Source organism: Staphylococcus borealis (assembly GCF_001224225.1).
Classification (GTDB): domain Bacteria; phylum Bacillota; class Bacilli; order Staphylococcales; family Staphylococcaceae; genus Staphylococcus; species Staphylococcus borealis.
Map to the genome: position 1 here is coordinate 174,613 of NZ_CUEE01000005.1, position 23,141 is coordinate 197,753.

At 35.9% G+C, this 23,141-nt stretch carries 26 protein-coding genes and 1 tRNA gene; 4 read left to right on the forward strand and 23 right to left on the reverse strand.

Annotated features, from left to right (window positions below):
* The first annotated feature begins 225 nt into the window (after nt 1–225).
* Together AK212_RS13365 and lip are read left to right on the forward strand one after the other, a co-directional pair.
* Nucleotides 226–315 (forward strand) — tRNA-OTHER (locus tag AK212_RS13365).
* A gap of 358 nt (nt 316–673) precedes the next feature.
* A complete protein-coding gene (gene lip, locus AK212_RS07840; RefSeq protein ID WP_053030155.1) occupies nt 674–2,890 on the forward strand; it encodes a YSIRK-targeted triacylglycerol lipase in 2,217 nt (738 codons plus the stop codon).
* Nucleotides 2,891–3,130: 240 nt separating this feature from the next.
* Here the strand turns inward: lip and AK212_RS07845 are convergent, their stop codons facing one another.
* From AK212_RS07845 to AK212_RS07860, 4 genes are all read right to left on the reverse strand, one after another.
* Entirely contained in the window at nt 3,131–3,421 is a 291-nt protein-coding gene (locus tag AK212_RS07845; RefSeq protein ID WP_053030156.1) for a hypothetical protein, read from the reverse strand.
* A gap of 434 nt (nt 3,422–3,855) precedes the next feature.
* A complete protein-coding gene (locus AK212_RS07850; protein WP_053030157.1) occupies nt 3,856–4,392 on the reverse strand; it encodes a VOC family protein in 537 nt (178 codons plus the stop codon).
* Between the two features lie 38 nt (nt 4,393–4,430).
* The gene (locus tag AK212_RS07855) at nt 4,431–5,096 is read right to left on the reverse strand and encodes an MBL fold metallo-hydrolase (RefSeq protein WP_053030158.1); all 666 of its coding nucleotides are present in this window, start codon (nt 5,094–5,096) and stop codon (nt 4,431–4,433) included.
* Nucleotides 5,097–5,321: 225 nt separating this feature from the next.
* Nucleotides 5,322–5,939, reverse strand: coding sequence for a nitroreductase family protein (locus AK212_RS07860; RefSeq protein WP_053030159.1), 618 nt, complete (start codon nt 5,937–5,939; stop codon nt 5,322–5,324).
* Between the two features lie 363 nt (nt 5,940–6,302).
* Here AK212_RS07860 and AK212_RS07865 point away from each other — a divergent pair, with 363 nt between their 5' ends.
* Complete coding sequence (locus AK212_RS07865) at nt 6,303–7,712, forward strand: amino acid permease (protein WP_053030160.1); 1,410 nt, start codon at nt 6,303–6,305, stop codon at nt 7,710–7,712.
* An 85-nt stretch (nt 7,713–7,797) separates the two neighbouring features.
* On the opposite strand, the gene AK212_RS07870 is transcribed toward AK212_RS07865, so the two are convergent.
* From AK212_RS07870 to AK212_RS07900, 7 genes are all read right to left on the reverse strand, one after another.
* A complete protein-coding gene (locus tag AK212_RS07870; protein ID WP_053030161.1) occupies nt 7,798–8,460 on the reverse strand; it encodes an ABC transporter ATP-binding protein in 663 nt (220 codons plus the stop codon).
* Between the two features lie 12 nt (nt 8,461–8,472).
* Nucleotides 8,473–9,522, reverse strand: a complete 1,050-nt coding sequence (locus AK212_RS07875) for an ABC transporter permease (protein ID WP_053030162.1) — start codon at nt 9,520–9,522, stop codon at nt 8,473–8,475.
* 84 nt (nt 9,523–9,606) lie between these two features.
* A complete protein-coding gene (locus AK212_RS07880) occupies nt 9,607–10,131 on the reverse strand; it encodes a dihydrofolate reductase family protein (RefSeq protein WP_053030163.1) in 525 nt (174 codons plus the stop codon).
* A gap of 314 nt (nt 10,132–10,445) precedes the next feature.
* Nucleotides 10,446–11,204: an SDR family NAD(P)-dependent oxidoreductase gene (locus AK212_RS07885; protein WP_080365539.1), complete on the reverse strand. Its 759-nt coding sequence runs from the start codon at nt 11,202–11,204 to the stop codon at nt 10,446–10,448.
* A 147-nt stretch (nt 11,205–11,351) separates the two neighbouring features.
* A complete protein-coding gene (locus tag AK212_RS07890) occupies nt 11,352–11,774 on the reverse strand; it encodes a lipocalin-like domain-containing protein (protein WP_053030165.1) in 423 nt (140 codons plus the stop codon).
* A gap of 41 nt (nt 11,775–11,815) precedes the next feature.
* Complete coding sequence (locus AK212_RS07895) at nt 11,816–12,571, reverse strand: 3-hydroxybutyrate dehydrogenase (protein WP_053030166.1); 756 nt, start codon at nt 12,569–12,571, stop codon at nt 11,816–11,818.
* Nucleotides 12,572–12,610: 39 nt separating this feature from the next.
* The gene (locus tag AK212_RS07900; RefSeq protein ID WP_053030167.1) at nt 12,611–13,915 is read right to left on the reverse strand and encodes a GntP family permease; all 1,305 of its coding nucleotides are present in this window, start codon (nt 13,913–13,915) and stop codon (nt 12,611–12,613) included.
* A 174-nt stretch (nt 13,916–14,089) separates the two neighbouring features.
* Between AK212_RS07900 and AK212_RS07905 the strand changes: the two genes are divergently transcribed.
* Nucleotides 14,090–15,004, forward strand: a complete 915-nt coding sequence (locus AK212_RS07905; RefSeq protein WP_053030168.1) for a LysR family transcriptional regulator — start codon at nt 14,090–14,092, stop codon at nt 15,002–15,004.
* A 138-nt stretch (nt 15,005–15,142) separates the two neighbouring features.
* On the opposite strand, the gene AK212_RS07910 is transcribed toward AK212_RS07905, so the two are convergent.
* From AK212_RS07910 to AK212_RS07960, 12 genes are all read right to left on the reverse strand, one after another.
* Nucleotides 15,143–15,781: an NAD(P)-dependent oxidoreductase gene (locus tag AK212_RS07910; RefSeq protein WP_053030169.1), complete on the reverse strand. Its 639-nt coding sequence runs from the start codon at nt 15,779–15,781 to the stop codon at nt 15,143–15,145.
* Between the two features lie 137 nt (nt 15,782–15,918).
* On the reverse strand, nt 15,919–16,347 hold the full coding sequence (locus tag AK212_RS07915; protein WP_053030170.1) for an Rrf2 family transcriptional regulator: 429 nt from the start codon (nt 16,345–16,347) through the stop codon (nt 15,919–15,921).
* A gap of 154 nt (nt 16,348–16,501) precedes the next feature.
* Complete coding sequence (locus AK212_RS07920; protein ID WP_053030171.1) at nt 16,502–17,518, reverse strand: hemolysin family protein; 1,017 nt, start codon at nt 17,516–17,518, stop codon at nt 16,502–16,504.
* Nucleotides 17,519–17,679: 161 nt separating this feature from the next.
* A complete protein-coding gene (locus AK212_RS07925; protein ID WP_053030172.1) occupies nt 17,680–18,111 on the reverse strand; it encodes a 6-pyruvoyl trahydropterin synthase family protein in 432 nt (143 codons plus the stop codon).
* 56 nt (nt 18,112–18,167) lie between these two features.
* Complete coding sequence (locus tag AK212_RS13840; RefSeq protein WP_325969117.1) at nt 18,168–18,716, reverse strand: patatin-like phospholipase family protein; 549 nt, start codon at nt 18,714–18,716, stop codon at nt 18,168–18,170.
* Between the two features lie 22 nt (nt 18,717–18,738).
* Entirely contained in the window at nt 18,739–19,029 is a 291-nt protein-coding gene (locus tag AK212_RS13845; RefSeq protein ID WP_231119757.1) for a patatin-like phospholipase family protein, read from the reverse strand.
* A gap of 21 nt (nt 19,030–19,050) precedes the next feature.
* Nucleotides 19,051–19,509, reverse strand: a complete 459-nt coding sequence (locus AK212_RS07935) for a MarR family winged helix-turn-helix transcriptional regulator (RefSeq protein WP_053030173.1) — start codon at nt 19,507–19,509, stop codon at nt 19,051–19,053.
* A gap of 162 nt (nt 19,510–19,671) precedes the next feature.
* Nucleotides 19,672–19,896, reverse strand: coding sequence for a DNA-dependent RNA polymerase auxiliary subunit epsilon family protein (locus AK212_RS07940; RefSeq protein WP_053030174.1), 225 nt, complete (start codon nt 19,894–19,896; stop codon nt 19,672–19,674).
* A 159-nt stretch (nt 19,897–20,055) separates the two neighbouring features.
* On the reverse strand, nt 20,056–20,691 hold the full coding sequence (locus AK212_RS07945) for an ABC transporter ATP-binding protein (RefSeq protein WP_053030175.1): 636 nt from the start codon (nt 20,689–20,691) through the stop codon (nt 20,056–20,058).
* Nucleotides 20,684–21,451 (reverse strand): ATP-binding cassette domain-containing protein, encoded by a 768-nt coding sequence (locus AK212_RS07950; protein WP_053030176.1) that lies wholly within the window; start codon nt 21,449–21,451, stop codon nt 20,684–20,686. Before AK212_RS07950 ends, AK212_RS07945 begins: the two co-directional genes overlap by 8 nt.
* A complete protein-coding gene (locus AK212_RS07955; protein ID WP_053030177.1) occupies nt 21,418–22,185 on the reverse strand; it encodes an ABC transporter permease in 768 nt (255 codons plus the stop codon). Before AK212_RS07955 ends, AK212_RS07950 begins: the two co-directional genes overlap by 34 nt.
* Nucleotides 22,185–23,141 carry an ABC transporter permease gene (locus tag AK212_RS07960; protein ID WP_053030178.1) on the reverse strand — a complete coding sequence of 319 codons (957 nt, stop codon included), beginning with the start codon at nt 23,139–23,141 and terminating at the stop codon, nt 22,185–22,187. Before AK212_RS07960 ends, AK212_RS07955 begins: the two co-directional genes overlap by 1 nt.

The window sequence follows — 23,141 nt, forward strand, 5'->3', positions numbered from 1 at the left end:
TCAATACCTTTCTTTTATATAGTTATGTCACGACATACATCGCTCAATATAATCATTTTTCAATATTATTATATGATATTAGTAGGACAATATACGTCTTTAGACGTATTAATTAATAAAACTTTAGACTTATTTTTTAATTTAATAACAAAAACAAAGTATTTTTTGTTTACAAAATAAATTGATAGAGGTAAAATGTAAAACATATTAAAAAAATATATTTATGGAGGGGTACTCAAGCCTGGCTAAAGAGGCCAATCATTTATGGTTGGTAGGAGCTTTTTGCTCGCGTTGGTTCAAATCCTTCCCTCTCCGCTATTTCTAGACTGGAACGATGATCGTTTCAGTCTTTTTTTTATGGTTTACGTCTTAAACGCTACGCTTATATATTGGCATGAGTTGACAATTATCTGTGCGCAAGGTTACTATTTGTTTAAATTACTTTGAAAGAGATACGTTTCTCCACTTGAACTGTCCTTATCAATACATATTTTTTATCTAGTTCTGCAAACGCTTTCTCTTTTCAAAAGAAAGGAAGGTCATTATGGAAGAAATTAAGGCGATATTTAGCAAATTGTTTGAATTCTTACCACGTGTAATTATTAATTTATTTATCTAACATGGATTCATTGATTTACATTTTCAAAAATTAAATAAAATAGAGGTGCTGTTTATGAAAACAAGAGAGAACCGATTTAGTATTCGTAAATTAAGCGTAGGTGCGTCATCAATTGTAGTAGCGACTTTGCTATTCATGGGAGGTGGCTCAGCACAGGCAGCCGAGAAACAACAGGAAGTGGGAACTCCTGATACGGCGTCAGCACAATCTATTGGGGATAATGACACACCAGAGGCTCAAAAGGGACAAGTTCAATCCGTTGCACAAGCAAAGCACGATGTGTCTCAAATTAAAAATGAAAATAAAAATCAAACAAGCTTACATAATGAACTTCATCAAACGGATGCATCTAAGGATCATGTTTCTTCCAACGAGACGCATCAACCTTCTACTGAAGAATCTGAGAAGTCAGATTCAAATACAGACAATCAACAAACAGAAGTGACATCAACTTCTCAACAAACACATTCAACTGAAACACCAACTTCTAAAACAACTACTAACGAAGTCACATCAACAGAACACGCAGCATCATTAGAGCAAGATGAACAATCTTTACAATCATCTGAACCATCATCGAAGACGGATGATTCAACTAAGAAAGTGACACCACATACTGAATCACAAGTTAACCAAACATCTGAAACTAAACAAGCGGACTTAAATCAACCACATTCAAATACTGTTAAATCTAAGGATACAAGTGTGTCTTCAAATGACGTACATTCGAGCAAGAGTGGCGTAACTGAACAACAACAGTCAACGCAATCCACTCAATCCAAAGGCGACAATCAGCAAGCGCCATCACCACTAAAAGATAACCATCAAAGCGAGGCACTTAAAGCAACCACACCGTCACAGCAACAAACGATAACTAAAAAAGAAGAAACGACAACTCAAGCATCACAAGATCTCAACACAGAAAAGGGCGATCATGCTAACATTTCTATTGATGCGCAAACTAACCCTTTCAATAACGACAACCCTTCTAAGGAAGATAAAGATGCACAATCAGGGTTAAATACACTTAAAAATAATTCAGTCGCAACAACCAATACGCAATCTAAATCTCAAGCGGCAAGTGGCACAAAAGATCAAACCAATAAAGTTGCGAAACAAGCTCAGTATAAAAACCAAGATCCTATTATTTTAGTTCACGGCTTTAGTGGTTTTACTGATGATATAAGCCCATCTGTATTAGCACATTATTGGGGTGGCGATAAATTAAACATTCGCCAAGATTTAGAAGAAAACGGTTATGAATCTTATGAAGCAAGTATTAGTGCATTTGGTAGTAACTACGATCGTGCCGTTGAACTTTATTACTATATTAAAGGTGGAACGGTTGATTATGGGGCTGCACACGCTGCCAAATATGGTCATGAGCGTTACGGCAAAACATACGAAGGTGTCTATAAAGATTGGCAACCAGGCCAAAAAGTCCATCTAGTCGGACATAGTATGGGTGGTCAGACCATTCGTCAATTAGAGGCATTATTAAGAAATGGTAATCCAGAAGAACAGGAATACCAACGTGTTCATGGTGGTGAAATTTCACCATTATACCAAGGTCAACACGACAATATGATTTCTTCCATAACAACGCTTGGTACGCCACATAACGGCACACATGCATCAGATTTATTAGGTAACGAGGCACTTATTCGTCAAATTGTCTTTGACGCAGGAAAAGTACTCGGCAATAAAGATTCACGCGTAGACTTCGGTCTGTCTCAATGGGGTCTAAAACAACAACCGAATGAATCTTATATCGACTACGCCAAACGTGTTAAAGATTCTAAATTATGGCAAACAAAAGACAATGGCTTTTATGATTTAACACGTGAAGGCGCGACAAATCTTAATCGCCAAACATCTTTAAATCCAAATATTGTATATAAAACATACACTGGTGAATCAACACATGCATCATTATTCGGACGTCAAAAATCAGATTTAAATTTATATTTCCCGTTCACCCTTACTGCTAATGTGATCGGCAAAGTAGCTGAAAAAGAATGGCGAGAAAATGATGGCTTAGTGTCTGTTATTTCGTCACAACATCCATTTAATCAAGCCTTTACTCAAGCTACAGATACGAATCAAAAAGGCATTTGGCAAGTCACTCCAACGAAACACGATTGGGACCATATCGATTTTGTAGGTCAAGATAGTTCTGATACGAAGCGTACTAGAGACGAACTACAACAATTTTGGCATAGTTTAGCCGATGATTTAGTTCAAAGTGAGTCGCTAACACGTGAGGTTTAACACATATTTCAATCTAACCGAAGGGAGGTCCTCTCATGTCTGGTACTGTGCTTCAATTAATAGGTTCTTTATTTAATATTTTGAAAGTCTTATTTTCATAAATAAATGACAAATCAAATAAGCACTACTTATCTTAAAAAGCATTTGCTTCTTAACATAGGTGGTGCTTATCATTTGTCGTTGATTGCCATTGTACTTGAAAGGTCTCTTGTTCATCATGATTATGTTAACCAAGACTGACTATTTCGCACGCGCATTCATAGATTGTACGTTACTGGAGGCATTACCTGCAGTGGAGACGGTTACTTTATCGATTGCGCCATTTGATTGATCAACCTTGTGCTGCAATTCACTATTTAGACCTAGCAAATTATTCGCTTGCGTTTCATCGCTATTCAACTCTTCCAAGCCATTGACAATCTCAGTCGCTAATACTTCACATGCATCGTCACTTTCAACATATACTTTTTCTTTTACAATACTTTCAATTGCTTCGATTAATTCTGATTTTTGAATTTGAATATCAATCATGACTATTACTCCCTTAAATTTTTGTTGACATATCAAAAAATTTATGTCTTTAAATTTATACCCTTTTTAAGCATAGATATTCAAAATAGTATCTATCAAACAGCCCGAATCCCCCTAAAACATCTAGCTTGGGAGTGGGACAGAATTCTTTTAAATTCGTCGTAACCCCAACTTGCTTAGCTTGTAAAATCACTTTCGTGATTTTTTGTGTTGGGGCCCCGCCCACCCCCGCAAGGATGATTAGAACTGAGAAAAGCTTGATTTAAGCGCCTTCTCAGTTCAGTCAGCTACTGCGAATTGGTATAATAACATCATTAAATTATTTATGTCCTAGGCTCAAAGGCATTATACCTTAATTCAAAAGGAGAAAATACTTAAATTTTTAAATATGACAAATGTGTCATATTAATGAATATTGATATACTTTTCACTAATCAATCGTCTAACTTTTTCGGCACAAAAACGGCTGCTTCGCTATCATCTGGATAGTAAAATCCATTCGGCACGGTTTGTAATTCGATTAAGCTTCCCCATGGACTTTTCACATAAACGGTACGGTTACCTTCTGTATCTTCATATTTTGTATTCGCATGAGGCTCAGATATCGACTGTCCACCAGCACACATTAACTGTTTAACAGCTTCATCAAAATGTTCTGCCTCGATATAAAATGAAATATGCGTAAAACCAATATCCTGTAATGATTGCGCTTGACCTTGATGCGCATCTTTAAATTCAAACATTTCTATATTCGTTCCATTACCAAAGACCATCATACGTTTATGAATAATGACGGCCCCTTTTTCTAAGCCAAGTATGCGTTCAACCGTTTCTCCACCACGTGGCACGTCGTTCTTTCGTTGACTATCATAGGCAATCTTGCCATTAAGGCCTTCCTTGAAAAAGGCTGTCGCCGCTTCGATATCAGGTACAGTCAGTCCAATATGATTAATGCCTCTATTGATATTCATATGCTATCACTCCGTTTAATAAACTATTCATATTTTGTTTACGTATTTTCACCACGACGAACACGGTCAATTATCTTTTGCACTCTATTTTGTTTATCCTCTTCATTCTCAACATAATAAATTGCGTCTTCACCCTCAATCGCAACCCAAGGTACAATCGCATCAAACGCTAAATCACGAATCATCTCCAAGCTTTTAATCGATGCGTCTCGATCACTTGAACGCAATATTACAGTACGCCATTCGCCACCTTCTACACATAAAAAATCACCAGTAAACAGGAAGCGATGCTCACCATTATTCCATAGAAACATGGTTGTACCAGGCGTATGTCCGGGTGTAGGAATGACTTCCAAATCATTTGCAATTGTTTCGCGTTGTTCGAACTGCCCATCAATGGCCACTGTATGACGTATAGCGGCTACATCATCTCGATGAATCCAAAACGGTACATCAATCCGAGGGTGTCCACCTAGAGATTCATGCTCATGATTCATTAAAACGCGCGTCGCACCACCTAATAATTGAATATCTGAATCTGCCTCATTTAACCCTGGAGAATGATATATGATGATATTGCCTGATGGTCGCTCTAATACAAATGATTTGATACGGTAACGTTTATCAAATGGTAAGACTGCCTTCGTAGTTTCATATAACCCCTTTTCTATGTGTGTTAATGTCTCGAATTGTTTATTTTCCATGTGAATCACCCTTTGTGAATTTCTGTGTCTTTAGCTATACCCTTTTTCTATATATTGAATATGACCGTTCATGTTCATGGTCTTTATTTTAATTAAAAAGGGCGAAACAGCATTCATTATGAATTTACTGTTCCGCCCCACCATGTAGATGACTGTAGCCAAAACTCGTTATCGACAGTTGTCAATGGTGTTCGCTACTGTGTCTTGCAATATATGTTTAACGTATTATTTATAATCGATGACACGATCAACTGGCATTCTGAATGATGTATGTGCCTCTTTAGCCTTCTTACCGATAGCAACAATCATGACAGGTACATAACGTTCTAAATCATAGCCAAATGCTTTTCCGATTTCTTCATGTTCAAAGCCACCAATTGGATTTGTATCGTAACCGTGTTGTTTTGCTACTAACATCAATTGCATAGCGGCTAAACTACTATCTACTTTCACAATGTCATTCATTGATTGGCGTGTGCGATTTTTATAATTCTCTAAGACGATTGGCAACATTTGTTCTTTAACTTCTTGTGGCATGTGCCCATTAAGCACCGCTTGTTCATAAATATATTCGCCTTCTTCATAGCAATGTAAATCGCCGAAGATAATAATCATTGCTGATGATGTGTCATTTTGATTCGTATTGAATTGAATCAATGGACGCAATTTCGCTTCGTCACTTTCAACCACAACAAAACGCCACGGTTGCATGTTTACTGATGAAGGTGCTTTGGTTGCTTTTGCAATCATCTCATTCATTTCCTCATGCGGAATTTTATAGTCTGGGTCGAAACCTTTAACTGATCTGCGACCTTCTAATATTTCATTAAAGTCATTAAGCATGATTTAGCCTACTTTCTATTCATTTTCTCTAGTTATAATTTAAATGCAAATAGCATCTATGTACAATAATATGTTTCCCGTTGTTACTATACTTTAGACTAACCTCAGTCTTCCTTAGTAACGAAAGCGCCAATGAAACCACTGATTTGATGTATCACAATGATTTCAATCCACGTATTTGTGCTTGTTAAAATAGCCCGGCATTTAATTATCAATTGATTAAAAATTAATAAATAGGGTATCATTAATCTTAACAAAAAAATTAATTACATAATTTAATACAATTATTTAACTAATTATTAAGGGTATTTATAGTCAGTCATAACCTTAAGTCATGTATATACTCATGAAAGGACGAACATTATGGCAGATAAATTACAAAGGGAGTTAAGCAATAGGCATATACAACTGATTGCAATTGGTGGTGCGATTGGTACTGGTTTATTCTTAGGTGCCGGTGCATCCATTCATTTAGCAGGTCCATCGATTTTACTTACATACATTATCGTTGGTTTCGTATTATTTATGTTTATGCGTGCAATGGGAGAAATCTTATTATCTAATTTAGGATTTAAATCATTTGGGGATATCGCGCATCATCACATTGGTCCAATGGCAGGGTTCATGGTTGGTTGGACATATTGGCTCACTTGGATTATTTCAGGTATGGCTGAAGTAACAGCTGTCGCGAAATATGTTGAGTTTTGGTATCCAGCAATACCGAACTGGTTAACTGTCGCATTTACAATTCTTGTGCTTGTTGGCATGAACTTATTCAGTGCCAAACTATTTGGTGAACTAGAGTTCTGGTTATCACTAATTAAAGTAATAACAATTATTGCGTTAATTGTTGTAGGTATTGTGATGGTTGTCTTCGCAATGAAGACTGACTACGGTACAGCAAGTGTATCGAATATTTGGCGTTATGGTGGATTCTTCCCTAATGGCATCTCTGGTTTCTTAATGGCCTTCCAAATGGCAATCTTCTCATTTATTGGTATTGAGTTAATCGGTATCACTGCAGGAGAAACTAAGAACCCATATAAAACAATCCCTCAAGCAATTAACAATGTACCTTTCCGTATATTAATATTCTACATTGGTTCATTAGCTGTTATTATGTCAGTTGTACCTTGGAATCAATTAGATCCTGCGGAAAGTCCATATGTTAAATTATTTGGTTTAGTTGGTATTCCATTTGCAGCGGGAATTATTAACTTTGTTGTATTAACAGCTGCCGCTTCATCATGTAATAGTGGAATTTTCGCTAATAGCCGTACGTTATTCGGTTTAGCTGGCAGAAAGCAGGGACCGCCATTCTTACATAAGACGAATAAACATGGTGTCCCATATTACGCTATCTTATTAACGTGTGGTTTATTAAGTATTGCGATTATCTTAAACGCTATATTTAAAGACGCTACGAAAGTATTCGTTCAAATCACAACGTTCTCAACAGTACTTAATATTATGATTTGGACTTGTATTATGATTGCTTATCTAGGCTTCGTGAAAAGAAACCCAGAATTACACAATGAGAGTACATTTAAAATGCCAGGTGGCAAATATATGGCGTATGCGATTCTAGTCTTCTTCGCATTTATCTTTATTGTTTTACTGATCAATAGTAGTACACGTTATGCTGTACTCTTTGCACCAGTTTGGGGAATTGTACTGGTAATTATGTATCAAAAATATAAAAAAGAATCTGAAAAAGCGACCATCGCAATGGAAGATGAAACTGATTTAGAGAGAGAATTACAAGATAAATAGATGGTTGATTAAAGTTATCTCAACCTATGATAAACACCCTCCAAGTAGGACCACTTAAAGCCTACTCGGAGGGTGTTTAATTTGTTTATTTTTCTTTTAGACGTCCGTCTTCCATATGAAAGACTTTATCACAGAATTTAGTTAAACGTTCGTCATGAGTAACGATGATACACGTTTTATGACGTTGTTTAGATTGTTCTTTTAAGATTTCCATAACTGCCATCGCATTTTCTGTATCAAGTGATGCAGTTGGCTCATCGGCTAAAATAATAGATGGTTGCGTATAAATCGCCTTAGCTATGGCGACACGTTGTTTTTGTCCTCCTGACACCTCAGAAGGTAATTTATTTTCAATTTCTTTTAAGCCTAAATCATTCAACAACTTATCGTATTCTTCTGTACTTAAGACATCTTTTTTATAACTTTTCAATAAATGGAATTGTTGCTTGATTGTTAAGAATGAGACTAAGTTGGTCGCTTGTAGAATAAAACCAATTTCTTTCATTCTCATTTTAGCTAATTGTTTCTGACTCATTTGCGAAATTTTCTTATCATTGATATAAATTTCACCCGATGTTGGTGTTTGTAACGCACCAGCCATTGTTAAAAACGTACTCTTACCGGAACCGGAAGGGCCGACAATGGCTATCAGTTCACCTTTTTCAAACGATAACGATGTTGGTTTAACTGCTTCAATGATATGATTCCCATCTTGGAATTCTTTGGTTACTTCATCAAATTTTAACATAGTGGCACCTCCTTATCCGATTGCCTTGAGTGGATCGATTTTGCGAATAGATAGTACTGAGAATAAGCTACCAACAAGTGACGTTAATATTAAGACGATACCAAAGATAATGAGTGTACCAATATTAAATTGGACAGGTACCGCTTCAGGTAAGACTAGACTTGTCAGCAATGTGAGTATTAAACCAATTAATGTTCCGATTAAGGCTAATATAAAGGTTTGTGCTAATACCATCTTCATTAAGAAGCCATTTGTAAATCCTTGTGCCTTTAACACACCGAATAAATTCTTTTTCTGTAATGTAATCACGTATAAGAATACGCCGATGACTGTAGCAGAAATAACAAATAAGAATGTAATCATGAAGTTCATTGTTAAGTTTTGTGGTTTATAGCCTGGTAGGTTTTCTACAAAGTCATCGATACCTGTAACTTCTAAATCACTATCAACCTTTTTATCTTTCCAATTACTATCTTTGACGACTACGGCATTGGTTTTATCTGATGATAATGCTGGATTGATTTTTTCCATCGTTTTATTATTCGCAAAAATAACTGGAGAAGCGTTATATTTAGCACTTTCTGATACCCCTACGATATGTAATTTCTCATCAGATTGAGATAACTTGATCGTATCACCAATATTGAATCCCTTATCTTTCAATGATTGATCAATGACGACATCATTATCTTTATCAAATGTTTTGCCTTCCTCAATCTTTGGAATCAAAAATGAATTTGACGTTACACCAAAGAGTAGCGCATTCTCTTCACTATCTCCATTTGATGCTATAACGCCCATTTGTTTCAAAGGCGCCTCTTCTTTAAATTTGCCTTCAACGTCTGATGTTTTTATGACTGATTGTTGCACAGTTTGGTTAGCATCTTTATTTAAGACAATCGCATCTGCCTTCCACTTCTTGATGCCTTCTGTATTCATATTAATTAAACCACTCGCTAGGCCGGATAATAAAAAGAGTAAGTAACTAATTAATACAAGAATGCCTATAATTAATCCAAACTTCAGCTTATTACGTTTAATTTCGTTCCATGCAAGAAACATGTCTTTCCCTCCTTTATGCATATTATTAACAAGTATAGCAATACTTATATTAAGAATTACAATAAATTGATTTAAATTTTTTTATTATTTGTAATTAATGTCATAATTAAGTTCTACAAATTGGTTATATTGCGTCACATCTCGCAACGTTAAATGAACGTTATCCTTAATATCATTGAACAAACTGATACCTTGACCTAATAAGTTAGGTGCCAGCGTTAAGCGCATTGATGTTAGCATATTTAAATTCACTAACTCGGAAATTAAGGCACCGCCACCTACAATCCAAACCAGTTCGGCATTATTAAATTGCGTAAACAATTGCTTTAGGTCTCCACTATAAAATTCAATGTCCCAGTCTATCGTAACGTGTTGCGTACTCATTACGATGACGCGTTTACCTTCATATGGATTTGTCTTAACGCCATTATCGAGTAACCATCTAAATGTATTCCCACCCATGATCACAACATCGACACTGTCATAAAATTGAGCATAACCATTATCTCCTTCGCCTTCGACCTCTTCTAGAAATTGAACACTTTCATATTGATCCGCTATATAACCATCGACAGATACACCTAAATAGGCACAAATATTTGCTGACATCGTTATCCACTCACTTTTCTCTATAATATAGTTTGAACCTAACTATACCGATAATGACTTATAATATAAAGACAAAGGTGAAAGGAGTGGGACAGAATTTTCTTAAATTCATCGTAACCCCAGCTTGCTTTGCTTGTAGAATTTCTTGATGAAATTCTCTTTGCTGGGGCCCCGCCCACAAGCATGACTAAAACTAAGAAGGCACTTAGTTTAAGTGCCTTCTTAGTTCAGTCAGCTACTGCAAATTTGCAAAGTAGCTTTATTATATTTTTATGTCCCAGACTCATTACAACTAAATCTTATAAATATGAAGACTAATGTGCTGTTTGACCACCGTCAACAAGGTAAACTTGTGCTGTCATGAATTTTGCTGAATCAGATGATAAGAATAATACGATGTCAGCAATGTCATCAGGTTGTGCTGCTTTTGCCATTGGTACACCTGAAATCATTTGTTGCCATTTTTCATCATCATCTTTCCAAGCTTTCGTCATTTCTGTTTCAGTTAAGCCAGGTGCAACAGCATTGATACGTACACCATCTGTTGCATGGTCGAAACCTGCTGATTTTGTCATTCCGACAACTGCATGTTTTGCAGCAATGTAAGGTCCCATTTGAGGGTCAGCAATTAATCCGGCAACTGATGCAGTATTAACAATTGTGCCGCCACCACTTTTAAGCATGCTTTCTAATTCATATTTCATTGATAAGAATACGCCTTTGACGTCAACATTCATCACTTTATCGAATGTTTCAGGGTCAAGATCAGCGAATTTTTTCGGTTGATTTAAAATACCTGCATTATTAAATGCGTGATCCAAACTACCAAATTCATCAAGTGCTTTTTGCATCAATGCGCGTACCTGTTCTGGATCAGAAACGTCTGTTTTCACGAATACTGCATGACCACCATTATCATTGATGTCTTGTGCTGTTTGTTGCGCACGTTCATCGACATCTCCGATAACGACATTTGCTTTCTCTTGAGCAAATTTTAATGCTGTAGCTTTTCCAATTCCTGATGCTGCGCCTGTGATAACAACTGTTTTCCCTTCGAACTCATTGTATCTCATATTTAACATCTCCCTTTGATTTATCTCTGTATACGATGTGCAAAGTACCATTATTGAAAGCTATACATCACATTGACTCACGCATATCGCTTTCACAACATTCCTACCTTTAAAATGCACGCCTTAATCATTTCGTGAATAGTATTTTTATTTCACACGTTGCCAAACTAATTTTTGGTTAGGCACATTGCCGTTTACAATGCTAAGTGTATCGCCTTCTAATTCAAATAAACGTGGTTGTGTATCGCCTAACCAAGTTGGATTCATACTCACTTCCATTGTGTGGTACACTGTTGAATTTTCTTCGTCTAATTCAAAACGACCTGAATATGCAACATAACCATGTGCTGCTTCAGCCATTTCATCTTGTGTGCCTGTGTGTAAGTCACCTGATTCATAAGCTTGACGTCCTTGTTGCATTAATTGTGCTGACATATAACCATCTGGATTATACATGATGAATCCTGTTGCATCTTTACCTAGTGGAAAGAAGATGTTGCCATCTTTATCTTCATCTTGATATCTAACTAATTTCCAAGTTCCGATTAATTGTTCTTTAAGTTCTGCCATTTTAAATACATCCTTTCTTAATTTTTTAAAATAATTGATGATTATGCGTTTGAACCGCCAGAAACACTGATTGTTTCACCAGTAATCGCTGTAGCACCTTCAGAAGCTAAGAATACAACTGTTGCTGCTATCTCTGAAGGTTCTAATAAACGGTTCATAGGCATTTTACCTGTAATATATTTTTCCATTGCTTCTTGTTCTGTTGAGCCATCTTGTTTTGCAAGGTGTGCTAATTGGTTCTCAATTAATGACGTACGCACAGGTCCAGGCAACACAGCATTTGCTGTAATACCGTCTTTAACTGTTTCAAGCGCAACTGTCTTAGTGAAACCAATTTGTGCAAATTTAGAAGCAACATAAGCTGATTTAAATGGGTCTGCCATTTCACCGTGTGCTGATGAAATTGTCACAATACGTCCACTTTGTTGTTGTTTCATTGAAGGTAACACGTGTTTAGTCATTAAGAATGTACCTGTTTGGATAACACCAATGACTTTGTTCCATTGATCTAATGGGAAATCTTCAACTTTATCGATGTGCTGAATACCTGCATTATTAACTAATACATCAACCGCACCATATTGATTATTCACGTCTTTAATTGCTTGTGACACTTCATCTTCGTTTGTAATATCTACTTTGTATGCAACGCCATTGTTTAATTCATTCGCTGCTTTGTCTGCCGCTTCTTGGTTCATATCAAAGATGAACACACGATCCTGTTCTTTATCAAATGCTTGCGCAATTGCAAATCCTATTCCTTGTGCTGAACCTGTTACGATTACATTTCTTGTCATAATGAATTACCTCCTATAAGTATTTGGTGCTGCCTTTTCCTAAAAAATAATTACGCCTAATAATATGACGATCAACGCTAAAAGGTTGGCACCGGTATTTGTAATGAATAAATATTTAAAGCCGTTTTTATGTGTTAAACCAGTAATTGCAAAGAATGTTAATACAACGCCTGTGTGAGGCATTACTGTAAATATTGATGATGACATCGCTGCAACTCTGTGAATCACTTCAGGATCAATGCCCATATCAACATAGTGTTGACCAAATGCTTGTAACACAATGCCGAGTGAACCTGTAATCACACCAAATAGTGCTGATGCAACAGCTAAACTAATTAATGGGTTACCCGGAATATTTAATATTAATGAGCGAATCGTTTCGAACCCTGGTGCTAATGTAATAACCGTACCGAATGCAATTGCTGAGCCGGTAAGGAACATTGGCATTAATGAATTAGATGCACCTTCATTGAGCACTTGTCTTTTAACTGGAATGTATTTAAAGAATAGAAGTGCTGAAAGTATAATCGCTGTCGTTAAACTGATCAGTATAATATTGGAAATACCCATTGCACTACCAACGATATTCATCACAATAAGCACGACAATTGGTAATATACTTAATAGAAAATGCGGTGTCTGTTCCTTCTTGTCAAATTGCATATCCTTGATATTATAGTCTGCAAAGGATTCACCTTTTGCGATACTTTTATTTAATGCATGTTTCATATACCAAAGACCAAATACAATTGCGACAATCGTCCCTACAATACCTAATATCGGTGCTGCTGTTAACGTTGTGCCTAAATACTTAGTTGGTACAACATTCTGTACTGAAGGTGTACCGGGTAGCATAGTCATGGTAAATGTACCCAAACCAAGCATAACTGGAATACCGATTAAGTTCCAAGCTAAGTCCATCTCTTTGAAAAGTGGTTTCGCTAATGGAATTAATACAAATACAACGACGTAAAGACTAATACCACCATATGTTAAGATTGCTGTAATAATGGATATGGCAACTAAAATAGCATATGGACTATTCGTTCCTGTTTTTGACACAATCTTTTCAGCGATAGATTGTGCTGCGCCACTGTCGTCCATAAATTTCGCTAATAATGAACCAAGTATAAAAACGCCAAAGAAGCTAACGATAAAATCTGCTAACCCAGTCATATATGACGCTTTCGTACCAATTAATGAGTCGAAAAATGGTAAATTGTTCGTCAAAATGACTATAATAGATGCCAAAGGACCTATAACTAAAATAGAATAGTTCTTGTCTGACATATATATAATGAAAAGAATTGCTAATACAATCCCTATCGTTCCAATCATGTCCATCATGTCACCCCCAAAGGTATGAAATTAACAATACGCATTCTGGAAAATGTGTCTGTTTTATGTCTAAATCTATTATCTGACCTTATAGTCTAAATGTAAAAGACGTATTTAACTATCAAATGTATAACTAAATAGTTATAGCCATATATAGCACGATGAAAGGCGGTCATCTACATGACTTATAAAAATAAAATTCAATATTTAGAAGCTATTCAACGTTATGGCAGTATTTCACACGCAGCGAAACATCTTTATATATCTCAACCCTATTTAAGTCGTTATATTAAAGAAGTCGAGCATGACTTAGGCGTTACTTTGATTAATCGCGACAGTAATCCTTTAGAACTCACTTATTCAGCTGAACGATTTCTAGATTATTTACACGACATTGAGGATATCGACACGCAAATGCGCGATGAGTTACAGACGATTTCTAATTTGAAAAAGGGACGCATCCGTATAGGTGTAAATCCAATTTTAGCTACACATACGCTTTATAGTATCTTGCCAAAATTTATCGAGCATTACCCTGGCGTCGAGATTGAATTGGTAGAAGAAGTGGCACATCGAATCGAACAAATTGTTTCCGATCAGAAAGTGGATATCGGTGTAACAATTTTACCGTTGTACACTGAGGATTTATCTTATGATATTTTGTATACCGAAAATGTCTATCTAGCATTACCGCCTGGGCATGACCTTATCGACCAAGCGAAAGCCCATGCAGATGATGGTAAATTCCCATTTCATTTATTGCATAATGAAAAATTTATCTTGCTGAAGCCTGAAATGACGTTACGTCAATTAACCAATCAAATCTTAAACGATTATCATGTCGTACCTGACGTAATGATGGAAACGGTGAGTGTAGAGAACGCGCTTCGTCTCGTAAATGAAGGTATTGCTATCACATTTGTCCCTAAAAGTGTTAAAGATATGACATCTGATCGATTTAATGGTGCGTTTGTCCAGTTGAACCCGCATCATTATTACAATCAAGTCGTGTTAGCATATAAAGAAAATGATAAAAAACGGTTATCCAGAGCAGCTAAGACCTTTATCCAAATGGCGAAATCCGGAATGAAATAAGATATACATTAAAAACCATCGTATTAGCCATAGAAAACGGGCGTGGAACAATGAATCATAAAGCATTCTGTTCCACGCCCTTTGTATATTTATACTCAAACAATATATCCACTTGTCTTAAATGGCTCGTTTAATCAATTACACTTGTTCGCCAACAACAGTAAAACGTTCATTAATGTGGTCTGCATTTTCAGCTTCATCTACAATCGCAATCGCATAATCTGCATAGCTAATGTAACTATTACCTTGACTATTAACTAATAATTGATCTTTACCTGATGTATATGATCCTGTGCGTTTACCTTCCGCATCAAATTCTGCAGATGGACTTACAAATGTCCAAGTGATACCTTCTGCATCTTTAAGGTCTTGAAGGTTGCGTCCTTGACCTTTAGCTGTTGGTTTAACAACATCTGGAAAATCTGGTGTATCAACGACACGAGTTGTTTGTGCCTCATCCACAAATAGACTTCCCGCACCTCCAACAATAATCGCTCTTGTATCTACATCTTTTAATAATGCAATTAACGCACGTCCTGCTTCAACATGGGCTTCTTCCTCGCCGAGTGGTGCGCCAAACGCATTAACAACGACATCAAGATCTTTAATATCCTCTGTTGTTAAATTAAAAATATCTTTTTCAATCACTTTGACATCTGAGTGATTTAATTTAGCCGCATTTCTGACGATGGCCGTCACTTCATGACCACGACGTGTTGCTTCTTGTAATACTTTAGTTCCTACTTTACCTGTTGCTCCGATAATGCCAATTTTCATTATTTATTCCTCCACTTATTTGTATTTATAGTGATTTCAATGGTGATATGCGTCAATTAGGTCGTTATAGTGAATTCGTATTGTTGTTTTTGTCTTGTAACCATTTTAGTTACAAGTTGGATATAACGGATGACGACTTATCCGTTTTGTTGCAAGATACCTGAAACGATATCCTCCATCGTAACATTCGCCAAGACACCTTCCATCGCATCTTGTGCGCGTAAGAGAACGATTTCAAGTACGCTTTGAATATTAGCACCTACAACACAATTCATATTCGTGTCTTCATGCATTTGGAATAATTCGCCTTCTTCTACTACTTCCACCGCTTGATATACATCAAGTAATGTAATGTCCGTTAATGGTTTCAACAATTGAATACCGCCACTACCTTGCTGTGTTTCAATTAAGTTCGCTTGTTTTAATTTACTAACTAACCTTCTAATGACGACAGCATTTGTATTCACACTGCTGGCAATCCAAGAAGACGTTAATGGTTGCGACTGTTCTAGTTTGACTAACGCTAAAATGTGCACAGCCACAGTAAAACGACTACTAATTTTCAATCTTCTCACCTCATGTAACCATTATAGTTACAAGTTGAGTTAGATGTCAATTTTTTAAATCGATTCATAAAAAAGCCCTATCATTCAGACTTTCAAATCTCAATGATAGGGTCAATATAAACAATTACATTAATTATATAAGACTATATTCACATTAATTATATTCATCTTCAATATCGCCTACGATTTCTTCCAGAATATTCTCTAAAGTAATGATTCCTTTGAAATCAGCATCGTCATAAACTGCGGCAATATGAACTTTTTTCTTCTTCATTATTTCCAAGATATGCTTCAATGGCGTATCCGGTTTAATGTTGATAATTGGATTAACAAATGTCTCTAACTTAGATGGCTGATCCACGTTAAATAGTGATTTGGAATGGATAAAACCAACGATTTGATCATCTTTAACAGCTGGATATCTCGTAAACGCATCTACTTTAATTTGTTGAATCGCATCATCAAAGTGCGTATTTAAATTGAGTGTTTTAACATGTGCTTGATCGATCATAATATCTTTTGCGACTAAATTATCGAATTTAAATGCTTGATTGATATGGTGTAATTCACTGTCATTAATTTCGCCACCTTCATGGCTATCTTGAATTAATTGTTTTAATTCTTCTTCAGAGTGGAATACTTCACTCTCTTTAGCTGGTTTCATGTTGAACATTTTCAAGATTAATCGTGCTGCACCATTTAATATCCAAATAAATGGATACATTATTTTATAGAAAAAGATAATCGGCTTTGCAAAGAGTAATGTAATATACTCTGCTTTTTGAATCGCAATGGTCTTAGGCGCCATCTCACCTACAACTACGTGTAAAAATGTCGCAATAACAAATGCACCACCAATTGTAAATGGATGTATCCACGCTTCAGGAATACCGATACTACTGAATAACGGATGTAGAATAAATTCAAATGTTGATTCCCCAACCATACCTATACCTAGTGCAGTAATGGTAATACCTAATTGACAGGCAGCTAAATATTCATCAAGATGATCGACAACTTTTTTAGCAGCGATTGCTTTCTTCTCTCCTGCATTAGACAATTGCGCAATTCTTGTTTCTCTGACTTTTACGATAGCAAACTCTGTTGCAACGAAAAAAGCCGTTAGGACTAATAATAATATAAAAGTAATAAGACTAAATGTGGTCCCCAAATATGTTCCTCCAAAATAAAAAATTGTAGACTTTCTACTATAATAATTATATCAATGTTTTATATATAATCAAAATATTTAAATTTTAAATACTAATATAAATAGCACTTAATTGAAAATACATCCTTGAGAACCATACTTTTATAGTGTTCAATTGTATATTACGGCTTCATTATTGTACGATTTAGACTTACCCCATGGCGGTCAGTCTCAAATAATTGTAATTCATACATATCATTTTGTTCTGGAAGATGTTGTTCAAATTCATCCCAAATCCACATTGCAATATTTTCAGCAGTCGTGTTCATATCCGGTAACGTCTCATTGATGAGTTGATGGTTTAATTTTGGTTCAATCACTTTGCTATAAATCGCATCTATATCATTAAAATCTAATCCCAAACCATAATCTCCAATCGGCGAAAGTACGTCTACATACAAGCGATATGAATGATTATGCAAATCTCGATAGATCGTTTCACTAAAATAAATTCGATTATCACAGACGAAATCATATTGTTGCTTTAATATGGTTTGTCCTTCTTTATATTTAAACTGATTGGGTGGTTGAACATGATCGAAACGGTTAGACATGTTTGCGTTCCCCCTTTTATATCTATTTTCTTCATTACTTTGGAAGCCAATCAGGCTTATTCATTCCAGAAGCTTCGTATCATCTCTACATCTTCAAGGGCCTGTGCTTCCCCCGCTTTAAAAATGTCAGGTCTAATAGCTGGATTAACCGTATTGCCACCGAGTTCATTTAATTTATCGAACACTGCTTTACTTGGTGTAATTAATTTAACTTCTGAACCACTTTCTTCGAGTTCTTTTATCGCATCTTCAAGTTTGTATGGTGTTGATACAGGAAGGTTTGTCGCAAAGATAAGTACTTTTTTGGCACCTTTAGCTAAATCGGCATTCTCCATAGAATGACAGCCACCATCAAAATGTTTCTCACCATTAATGGTTGTTGCCGGCCACACACCAGGTAATGAACCACTTGAGGCCATTGCTCTATGCAAGTCGACTTGACTATCTGAAGTTAAAGCAACACGCGCTGCTTTATTCGCATTTACTGCCGTAATCATCAGATTTTCAGGCCAATTGGATACTTTAATTCTATTTTGTAATCGATTAATATGGACGCTTTCATTAAATTTGTGATCCTCTAATGCATAGACACTATAATTTTCAATCCATTCTTTTGGTGTGTGTGCACTATTTTTTTATTTGAGCATATCTGGCAAAAATATCAGACATGTCATCTACTGGTGGTGCTTCATTGGCTTTTGGCGCAATTTGTTGTTCATAAATCTCGTCCCAACTCTGTTGAGATGTTAAACTCGTCCCAGCTTGAGCACCTCCAGAGGTACCAATAACTAAATCTGCGTGTCTCACATCGATATTTGCTTTAGAAAGGACTGAAAGATATCCTAATTCCCAACCTATCGCAAGTGATCCACCGCCACCTAATACAATTGCATGTTCCATATTGTCTTTATTAATCATGATATATACTCCTTGATTCATTTAATTTTTATAGTATTTGTCTGCATTTAGCGACATTTTCTTTAAGACATCGAAAGCGATTGCTTTCTCTTGAGCATCAATACCCTCGGAAATCATTAATTCCCAATTACTTAAAATGTCCCAACTTATTTCTTTAAATGCCATTGCTTTAGGCGTAAGAAATAAATTATACGCTCTTTTATCGTCTTGATTGCGTTCTCTTGTAATATAACCCTTTTCTTCTAAATACTTAATTGCTCGATTCACGCTTGCTTTATCTACACCGATGTCTTCAACAATGGTTTCTTGTCTTATACCATTCTCAATATAGAGTGCAACTAAACACATCACCTGGATATAGTTAATTCCGTATGGCTTTAACTGCTCTGTAATATAAATATTGCCCCGTCTATATATTTTCGATGATAATTTTCCAATAAATTTAATATCACGATACTCAAATTCTTTATCGTTTCGCATTGCCTCACCTCATATAGTTGACTTATCAACTATTTAACTATATAACGTATTGGTTGATTTGTCAACTAAATAGATAATGCACGCTTGTTATATTTTAAAAGAAGAGATTAACGCAACTGTTCATTGCCTTAATCTCTTCTAATGATTCACAGTATCGGACGATTAATCTAAATAATTTTCAGCATGTTCAAGTCCGAAATGTTCATTTTTTTCTTTTTCTTTTTCATACGCTTCTTGAGAGATTTTAGTAATACTCTCAACTGCATAACTTACTTTTTTCGCGAATTGTTCAACTTCTTCTTCATTTTTAGCTAATACAAAGACCGTTAAGATATTATCATCTACGATATCTTTGTAATGTTGGTAACGTAATTTATATATATTCATGTGACAATCCCCCTATAAAAGTTAAAAACCTTATGCCGTTTCATTTTTCATGAAAGGTTTAATTAGTAAAATATGCCCTGTTTTAAATATTTTCAAACTTCTTTATTATTTAAGATTTAAAACAGGCTGAGGGAGGTGACGTGTGACTATATTTCAACGCTACTGATTCCATTGTTTGAGCGGTAATTGAACACCGTTAAATCGGCTTAAGACATAAGCATCATGTGAAATAATGATTAATTGCGTCGTCTTTAAAGACATTAGCATTTGAAGTATAGCTTCTTCATTAATGACATCTAAGTTGGTTGTAGCTTCATCCAATATGAGGATCTCTGGTTCTAATATTAAAGCTTTAGCTATCCAAACGCGTTGAAATTGACCACCACTTAACGTCGATACTTTCTGCTTAAGTATATCGTGTGGTAAGTTACACTGTTCAAGCACTGCTTCAATACTTGATGTATAACGCTGTTTATCTACCTTGTAATTCTTAAGTGGTTCTAATAGTGTAGCTAATACCGTTTTACGCTGATTTAAGGTATCACGTTGATATTGAGGTACATATTGGATGTGCTTCATCCACTCTTTAGACGTATAAGATTCACGCAAACGCCCATTAAGATATAATTCGCCCTGATAGTCCGTATCTAAGCCAGCGATAATCTTGGCTAACGTAGATTTACCACAACCACTCTCACCACTTATGAGCAAGTGCTGGTCATTCATTGTACATGATATCTCTTTAAATATCAGTTGCGTATCTATATATTTGGTTAATCTCTCAATTTTAAGCATAAGGTTGTCTCCGATGTGCAATCGTAATTAATTTTTTCGTGTAACTATGTGTCGGCTTAGTTAAGATTGACGCCGCCTCACCACTTTCTATCAATTGACCTTGCTGCATAATACTAATATGCGTGGCAAAATCTTTTACTAAGTTAATATCGTGTGTGATAAAAACGATGGTCATTTGGTAGCGTTCTTGTGCCTTAAGAAGGTAATGCATAAACTTTTTAACATTGTCTTGATCAAGTGCACTCGTCGGTTCATCTAAAAATAAGTAGTCCGGACGTCTAATTAATGACATTATAAAGGCGACACGTTGCGCCATACCTCCACTAAGTTCAAAAGGATAACGCTCAAGTAATTGTTCCCCTTGTCTTAAACCAAGTAATTGCATCATCTGTAAGACATCATCCTTAATACGCTGTTTCGTCAGATGTGTACGATTAGCTTCATAAATGTATTGGAAATGCTTAGCTAATGTTATATTTTGAAACATATTACTTTGAACATCTTGAAACACTGCATCTGTTTTAGTTAAATCGATGTCAATATCTCCTTGATAACTTAATTGTGGTCGCTTCATTCCCAGTATTGTTCTTGTTAACAGTGATTTCCCACTGCCACTTTCACCTATAATGCAATGAAATGCACCTTTAGTTACTGTCAAATCAACATCTTTTAACAATACTTTCTCTTGATCTAAAATCGATAATTGATTGACGTTGACTACCGTATTTACTGCGTTATTTTTTTGTTGATGATTTGACATAATAAGGCGAAACCTCCTAACAATACACCCGGGAAGAAGAAGAGCCACGGTGCGCCGTTGAAATAACTTTTCCCATCAAAAAGAATGGTTCCTAACTCAGGCGTCGGCGGTTTAATACCTAGTCCTAGAAAGGCAAGGCCAGATATGCTGAGCATCATTTTGCCAAAGTCAGCCGTTACCAAAGCGAATATATTACTTAATAAATGTGGAATCACATGTGTTACTGTCGTTTTGAATGTTGAGTTCCCACTCAATCGTGCATATTGAACAAATGGACGTTTTTGAATATCTCGCGTTAAATTTCTGAAGTAACGTAAATAACGTCCTATCCATCCAATCGTTAAAGCAAGTATTAAACCTATCATGGAGTTACTTACTAAACTTAAAATGACTAATGCGATAATAAATGACGGAATAGCCAACAACATATCGGCAACAAACATAATGATTTGATCTAACCATCGTCTTTCTATGCCTGCAATTAAGCCAAAGATAAGTCCTATACAAACACTTAATAGAATCACTATACCTGTTAAACTCAATGTGACAAGACTACCGACAATCAGTCTTACTAAGAAGTCTCTGCCTAATTGATCGGTACCCAACCAATGTTGTCCATTAGGTGACTCAAGTGGATCCAAATGTTGCGTGTCTTGCATTAAACCATACGTCATTAATACAACTATCAAACTCAATAGTGAACCTATTGCGATGTACGTTTGATATTTTTTCATCACATCGCACCTCTTTTCTCATTGCCTGACTGCTGGGTGTGACGTCGTCGAAGTCTAGGTTCATTCTTCAAGATAATCACATCGCCTAAATAATTCATTAGCATAATAAAGACGATGATAAAGATGACAATGCCCTGAATTAGTGGATAATCTCGTTGGTTAATAGCATTAATCAACAATTTACCTATACCAGACATGCTGAAGATAACTTCAAGTATTACGGTTTTTCCAATTAAATGAATGACACTGTTAATTGAAATGGTCATTAGTGGTGCAAATATCTCTTTAATTTGTACGATGATACGCGCTTTTAACGAGAAATGTCTTAACTGCGCAAGTTGATACGCATCTTGATCTAACGTTTGCGCAATCAGATGTGCTGTCATCAATAAGATATGACACCCTTCTATAACAACAATTGTGAAGATGGGCAGCACAAAGTGTTGCCATGAATCACTACCTACAAATGGTAACCATTGCCAACGTACGCCTAAATAATAAATGAATAAAATAGCTAACCAGTATTCTGGCATTGAGGTCATCACTTGGGCGAATCCACGAATTCCATTAGCGTAACGTGTATGCGGACGCGTCCCAACGAAGTAACCAACAATATAGCCAAATGGCAACATGATACAACTAGAGACAATGATTAGCACAAGCGTCGGCATGATGGCTTCCATTATCATAGCGGTAACCGCTTCGTTGGTACTAAAGCTGTATCCTAAGTTGCCCGTAAGTGCATGTCCAACCCAATCGATATATCTAAGTAACACATGTTGTCCTAAGCCAAGTTGATGTTGTGCCGCTTCAATATTGTCTTGCGTAATCGACGTATAACCATGACGTTGTAGATACAGAATCGCTGGATTACCAGATGTCTTCTCAACTAAAATGAAGATAATAAACGAACTTACGATTAAATAAAGTATGAATTTAATTGTACGTTTGAGCAT

Coding starts and splice junctions, on each gene's coding strand:
- AK212_RS07900 (WP_053030167.1), bottom strand. CDS start 13,915: ATGGACATGATTGGAACGATAGGGATTGTATTAGCAATTCTTTTCATT.
- AK212_RS07905 (WP_053030168.1), top strand. CDS start 14,090: ATGACTTATAAAAATAAAATTCAATATTTAGAAGCTATTCAACGTTAT.
- AK212_RS07850 (WP_053030157.1), bottom strand. CDS start 4,392: ATGAATATCAATAGAGGCATTAATCATATTGGACTGACTGTACCTGAT.
- AK212_RS07890 (WP_053030165.1), bottom strand. CDS start 11,774: ATGGCAGAACTTAAAGAACAATTAATCGGAACTTGGAAATTAGTTAGA.
- AK212_RS07875 (WP_053030162.1), bottom strand. CDS start 9,522: ATGTTTCTTGCATGGAACGAAATTAAACGTAATAAGCTGAAGTTTGGA.
- AK212_RS07955 (WP_053030177.1), bottom strand. CDS start 22,185: ATGAAAAAATATCAAACGTACATCGCAATAGGTTCACTATTGAGTTTG.
- AK212_RS07960 (WP_053030178.1), bottom strand. CDS start 23,141: ATGCTCAAACGTACAATTAAATTCATACTTTATTTAATCGTAAGTTCG.
- AK212_RS07895 (WP_053030166.1), bottom strand. CDS start 12,571: ATGACAAGAAATGTAATCGTAACAGGTTCAGCACAAGGAATAGGATTT.
- AK212_RS07860 (WP_053030159.1), bottom strand. CDS start 5,939: ATGCTTAATGACTTTAATGAAATATTAGAAGGTCGCAGATCAGTTAAA.
- AK212_RS07865 (WP_053030160.1), top strand. CDS start 6,303: ATGGCAGATAAATTACAAAGGGAGTTAAGCAATAGGCATATACAACTG.
- AK212_RS07845 (WP_053030156.1), bottom strand. CDS start 3,421: ATGATTGATATTCAAATTCAAAAATCAGAATTAATCGAAGCAATTGAA.
- AK212_RS07950 (WP_053030176.1), bottom strand. CDS start 21,451: ATGTCAAATCATCAACAAAAAAATAACGCAGTAAATACGGTAGTCAAC.
- AK212_RS13845 (WP_231119757.1), bottom strand. CDS start 19,029: ATGATTAATAAAGACAATATGGAACATGCAATTGTATTAGGTGGCGGT.
- AK212_RS07880 (WP_053030163.1), bottom strand. CDS start 10,131: ATGTCAGCAAATATTTGTGCCTATTTAGGTGTATCTGTCGATGGTTAT.
- AK212_RS07935 (WP_053030173.1), bottom strand. CDS start 19,509: ATGCGAAACGATAAAGAATTTGAGTATCGTGATATTAAATTTATTGGA.
- AK212_RS07855 (WP_053030158.1), bottom strand. CDS start 5,096: ATGGAAAATAAACAATTCGAGACATTAACACACATAGAAAAGGGGTTA.
- AK212_RS07870 (WP_053030161.1), bottom strand. CDS start 8,460: ATGTTAAAATTTGATGAAGTAACCAAAGAATTCCAAGATGGGAATCAT.
- AK212_RS07910 (WP_053030169.1), bottom strand. CDS start 15,781: ATGAAAATTGGCATTATCGGAGCAACAGGTAAAGTAGGAACTAAAGTA.
- AK212_RS07940 (WP_053030174.1), bottom strand. CDS start 19,896: ATGAATATATATAAATTACGTTACCAACATTACAAAGATATCGTAGAT.
- lip (WP_053030155.1), top strand. CDS start 674: ATGAAAACAAGAGAGAACCGATTTAGTATTCGTAAATTAAGCGTAGGT.
- AK212_RS07885 (WP_080365539.1), bottom strand. CDS start 11,204: ATGAGATACAATGAGTTCGAAGGGAAAACAGTTGTTATCACAGGCGCA.
- AK212_RS07925 (WP_053030172.1), bottom strand. CDS start 18,111: ATGTCTAACCGTTTCGATCATGTTCAACCACCCAATCAGTTTAAATAT.
- AK212_RS07945 (WP_053030175.1), bottom strand. CDS start 20,691: ATGCTTAAAATTGAGAGATTAACCAAATATATAGATACGCAACTGATA.